Raw genomic sequence first — 5,118 nt, 5'->3', positions numbered from 1 at the left:
CCCGACGAAATAACCTCTGGTGGTATTTTTTTGTTCAGTTTTACGTACTGCTCAAACTGTCCTAGCAAGGTCCGCATTAAAACATCGGCTTCTCTATCGTCATCAACTTCATCCAAGAATGGCGCGACTTCAGCCTCTATGTGAGTTTCATGGTTAGTGAAGTAGGCCACACTGGCACGCTGAACACCTTCAACCAAAACTTTAACTGTTCCGTCAGGCAGTTTTAATAATTGTAAAATATTCGCGAGTGTGCCGGTTTCATATAAACCGTCGGTGTCAGGTGCATCTTCAGAAGAATCTTTCTGAGCCACCAGTAGAATCTGTTTACTCTCGTCAGTCGCTTGTTCGAGGGCTTTGATAGATTTATCTCTCCCTACAAAAAGCGGTATTACCATATAGGGATATACGACAACATCACGAAGTGGTAAAACGGGGACAACCTTCATACTGTTATCGCTAGAAGTGGTGGTTAATTCATTTTCCATTAAGGCAAACCTCATACATGTGTCTGTCGACACCCAATTTTCAACATAAAATTAATATGGGGACAGACAATAAAAAATCAAGCATATTGAGAAATATGCTTGATTTAGTGTGTAAACAGAATGGTTCGTTTGACCGATTATTTGTCGCCGGATGCTAAGTCCGTATTTTGATCTTCATAAATCAAAATTGGTGCATTTTCACCCGCGATGACACTCTCATCAATCACCACTTTTGAGACATTATCGGCTGATGGTAGCTCAAACATGGTATCAAGTAAGACATTTTCGATAATCGAACGGAGCCCACGTGCACCTGTCTTTCTCTCCATTGCTTTCCTTGCAATCGCACGTAATGCATCATCTCTGAACTCAAGCTCAGCATTTTCCATATTGAATAATTGCTGATACTGCTTGGTTAGCGCATTTTTCGGTTCAGTCAAAATCTGAACTAAGGCTTTTTCGTCAAGCTCATCCAGTGTGGCAACAACAGGTAAGCGACCTACAAATTCAGGAATAAGCCCATACTGAATCAGATCTTCAGGCTCGACAGTTCGTAATGACTCGCTCAAAGGTCTATTATCGTCAACACTTTTCACTTCAGCAGAAAAACCTATGCCACCTTTCTGAGTGCGGTTTCTGATCACTTTATCAAGACCAGCAAAAGCGCCGCCACAGATAAATAAGATTTTACTGGTATCAACTTGCAAAAATTCTTGCTGAGGATGTTTCCTTCCGCCTTGAGGAGGAACAGAAGCAATAGTGCCTTCAATCAGCTTGAGAAGTGCTTGTTGTACACCTTCACCGCTAACATCACGTGTGATAGATGGATTATCAGATTTGCGAGATATCTTATCTATCTCGTCGATATAAACGATACCTGTTTCAGCCTTGTCGACATCATAGTCACATTTTTGTAGAAGCTTTTGAATGATATTTTCAACATCTTCACCGACATAGCCCGCTTCAGTGAGGGTCGTTGCATCAGCCATAGTGAAAGGCACATTTAGCTGTCTTGCTAATGTTTCTGCTAGCAATGTTTTACCACTACCAGTGGGGCCAATTAAAAGTATATTACTTTTAGAAAGCTCAACATCACTTCCCTTGTGCGCCGTACGGAGACGCTTGTAGTGATTGTAGACTGCAACAGAAAGATAACGCTTCGCTCTTTCTTGCCCAATAACATAGTTATCAAGTGCTTCGTTAATTTCACGTGGCGTTGGCAGTTTTGATTCAGCCTCTTCAGTGGCCATTTCCTGCATTTCTTCACGGATGATGTCATTACATAGTTCGACGCATTCATCACACACAAATACGGATGGACCAGCGATTAATTTCTTGACTTCATGCTGGCTTTTTCCACAAAAAGAGCAATAAAGCAATTTATCATCGTTATTTTTGTCGTCACTCATATTTTTACTACCTTACGCGTCATCTATAAATTTTATCGACCAATACTACTTATTCTGTAGGTCGGCTTGTCAATACTGAGTCAATTAGGCCGTATTCAACAGCTTGTTCACCATTCATGAAGTTATCACGATCAGTATCTTTGCGAATAGCATCTATATCTTGACCAGTATGTTTTGCAAGAATTCCATTTAGACGATCACGAATACTCAGAATCTCTTTTGCATGAATATCAAAGTCAGACGCCTGTCCTTGGAATCCGCCTAATGGTTGATGAACCATAATTCGAGAGTTAGGTAGACAGTAACGTTTGCCTTCAGCACCACCGGCTAACAATACTGCCCCCATACTGGCTGCTTGTCCGATACACAATGTGCTGACATTGGGTTTAATAAATTGCATCGTATCGTAAATTGCCAAGCCAGCTGTAACAGCGCCGCCAGGTGAATTAATGTATAGATGGATATCTTTATCAGGATTTTCCGATTCAAGAAATAGTAACTGTGCAACAACCAAATTAGCCATTTGGTCTTCTACCGGACCAACTAAAAATATGACACGTTCTTTTAATAAGCGAGAAAAGATGTCATACGAGCGTTCACCACGAGATGTTTGCTCTACAACGATAGGTACCAATGCATTCTGAATCATACTGGTCTCATCACCAGAAAATTTATTTGTCATAACCATCCTAATTTCAAGGTCCCAATAAAAAAACAGCCCATACCCATTTCACATGAGTACGGGCTGCATTCAGTATCAGCGTTGTTAATTAGTTAGACACTGCATTAACGACGTCTGAGAATGTTGATGTACTCTCTTCTACTTTAACATGGTCGTAAATCCATTCAACCACCATGTCTTCAACGACTGTCATTTGAATTTCAGACAATCTTTCTTGATTGTTCATGTAGAAAGTAACCACTTCTTCTGGATCTTCATAGCTTGCAGCAATTGCGTCAATAGCCTCTTTAACGCGATCTTCATCAGGACGAATTTCGTTATCCGAAATAATCTTACCAATCAAAAGACTTAACTTAACGCGTTTTTCTGCATTATCTTTAAAATTATCTGGATTAAATGGCAAGCCTTCAACATTTACGCCTTGATTGCGGAGATTGTTCTTTGCTTGTTCTACTAGATATTGAGCTTCACGCTCTACTGGCGCTGATGGCAGAGCAATGTCATTATTTTCTGCTATCGAATCCATCGCTTTGCGTTTGTTTAGTGTTTTTAGTGCAGACTTAAGTTCACGTTCCATATTAGCGCGAACTTCTTTTTTCAATGCGGCAATACCCTCTTCGACACCGCATAGTGCTGCAAATTCTTTATCTAGTTTAGGTAGCTTTTTCTTAGCGACTTGTTTAACTGTCACTGCGAACTTAGCTTCTTTACCTTGTAAATGCTCAGCGCGGTAGTCTTCAGGGAATGTCAATGTCACATCGACTTCTTGATCCGCTTTTTTGCCAATCAATTGCTCTTCAAACTCTGGCAACATACGGCCCTGACCAAGCTCAAGAAGTACATCTTGGCCTTTACCACCTTGGAATTCTTCACCATCAATAGTGCCAACAAAATCAATGGTGACGCCATCACCATCTTTTGCACCACGTTTTAAAGGTTCCCATGTCATACGTTGTTCGCGTAATGTTTCAAGCATACGGTCAACGTCTTCATCAGTGACTTCAGCAACTGTTTTTTCCAAGTTGATATCGTCTAGTTTGACATTGTCTACTTCAGGGAAGACTTCATAGTTGAGTGTATAGATGAAGTTGCTGCCTTTTTCATCCATGCTATCTATATGAGGAGGACTTGCTGGGTTGATTCCTTCTTGAGTGAAGGCTTCACGCATGCTTTCTTGTACAAGAGAGTCGATTACTTCGCGACGAGCTGATGGACCGTGTGTTTTCGCGACCATGTTCATCGGTACTTTACCTGGACGGAAACCGGCCATTTTCACATTAGGTCTAATTGACTTAAGGCGATCCTGTACTGCTTGTTCGATATTGGCATCTTCGACTGTGACGGTCATACGGCGACCAAGTTCGCTCACGTTTTCTACAGTAACTTGCATTCTCTAACCTCAAACATGGGGATTTAGGCATGGCGGTTTCGCCATCCGCCTATTTGTAGTAATGGTACGAGAGGAGAGACTCGAACTCTCACAGGTTACCCTACTGGAACCTAAATCCAGCGCGTCTACCAATTCCGCCACTCTCGCATATTTATTTATCAGACATGCCTGATGCCTGAAAGAAGTCGGCTATTATAGCGATAACATTCCGATAAAACTAGCCTTGAATTGCTAAAAAACTAATTCCCATGTTTGTTTGTTGGCAAAACTGCTGAAATGCAATGAATTCTTGTTGAGAAATTTCTCGCTGAGTTTGATGTCGATCAGCCATAAAAATACCAATAACTTTGTTTTTAACCACGACAGGCATAAGCAAATGCGGCGGATTACCTAATGTGGTTTGTATCTGCTTGGAAAGCTGACCTGCTTCGTCAACTGATAAAAATATGGCATGACGCTGCTCTACGCATAGACTAAAAGCTGGATTCTTGTCTAAAGTGATGGTTAATCGCTGTTTGAGATGTTCTGTCTGCTCACCTAAAACTGACTTACAAATTAAGTCAGTTTTAGCCTCATTCAATATCATGAATATGGCTCGATCCATGGCTAAGCCACGAATCAATCCTTCTAGAGTCATCTCAAGCATGATATTAACCGAGGGTAATGGTATGTCTTCAAGGGCTTGTACCATTTCCTGAGATACTTTCATCAGGTAATCAAAATCAGCTTCCAACTTTTTATCATGATTGTTAACGTCGGGCACATCTGTCTTTTCATGATGCTCATCTAAGTAATCTGGGAGCCGTATAGCACGGCTTATTTGCTCGCTACCGTATAAAATAGTAAGTTCTTTTGCTTTATTGACATTTAATAGAATCAGGTTTTTCGCTTTTTCAATTGAAAGCTCACAGATACTTGAAGCCTGTTTCGCGACAAGCTCAAGCTCAGCTTCATTCCAGCCATGCTGGGCTGATTCAGCCACATCAATAGCTAATGAAATAAGCTGGTTATTTTTTTCTGATAATCGATTATTGAGATAATCATTCAACAAATCGCCTAAAGCCCAGTCATGACACAAAGCTTTGGTTAAGTCGACAATCCTGAACCCTAAGACCTTCAGTTCTGCTTGGGTGGATTCATTGTCTTTTTGTA

General features: G+C 40.9%; 5 protein-coding genes and 1 tRNA gene. All 6 read right to left on the bottom strand.

The window, feature by feature from the left end:
• On the bottom strand, positions 1 to 446 hold a 446-nt coding region (locus B4K20_RS09610), incomplete at its 3' end, for an LON peptidase substrate-binding domain-containing protein (protein ID WP_349678801.1).
• A gap of 176 nt (positions 447 to 622) precedes the next feature.
• Entirely contained in the window at positions 623 to 1,894 is a 1,272-nt protein-coding gene (clpX, locus tag B4K20_RS09605; RefSeq protein WP_286304675.1) for an ATP-dependent Clp protease ATP-binding subunit ClpX, read from the bottom strand.
• 49 nt (positions 1,895 to 1,943) lie between these two features.
• On the bottom strand, positions 1,944 to 2,576 hold the full coding sequence (gene clpP / locus B4K20_RS09600) for an ATP-dependent Clp endopeptidase proteolytic subunit ClpP (protein ID WP_289282714.1): 633 nt from the start codon (positions 2,574 to 2,576) through the stop codon (positions 1,944 to 1,946).
• An 88-nt stretch (positions 2,577 to 2,664) separates the two neighbouring features.
• Positions 2,665 to 3,966, bottom strand: a complete 1,302-nt coding sequence (gene tig / locus B4K20_RS09595; protein WP_289245330.1) for a trigger factor — start codon at positions 3,964 to 3,966, stop codon at positions 2,665 to 2,667.
• Positions 3,967 to 4,028: 62 nt separating this feature from the next.
• Positions 4,029 to 4,113 (bottom strand) — tRNA-Leu (locus tag B4K20_RS09590).
• Between the two features lie 70 nt (positions 4,114 to 4,183).
• The coding region (locus tag B4K20_RS09585) for a hypothetical protein (protein WP_289282713.1) at positions 4,184 to 5,118 on the bottom strand (935 nt) is incomplete at its 5' end.

The sequence above is a fragment of the Methylophaga sp. UBA5088 genome (assembly GCF_002414625.1).
GTDB lineage: Bacteria > Pseudomonadota > Gammaproteobacteria > Nitrosococcales > Methylophagaceae > Methylophaga > Methylophaga marina.
Note: the sequence above shows the minus strand (reverse complement) of the source record. Positions and strands in the feature narration are given on the sequence as shown.

What these genes read in the sequence shown, in the direction of transcription:
- clpX (WP_286304675.1), bottom strand. Translation starts at nt 1,894, where the DNA reads ATGAGTGACGACAAAAATAACGATGATAAATTGCTTTATTGCTCTTTT.
- clpP (WP_289282714.1), bottom strand. Translation starts at nt 2,576, where the DNA reads ATGACAAATAAATTTTCTGGTGATGAGACCAGTATGATTCAGAATGCA.
- tig (WP_289245330.1), bottom strand. Translation starts at nt 3,966, where the DNA reads ATGCAAGTTACTGTAGAAAACGTGAGCGAACTTGGTCGCCGTATGACC.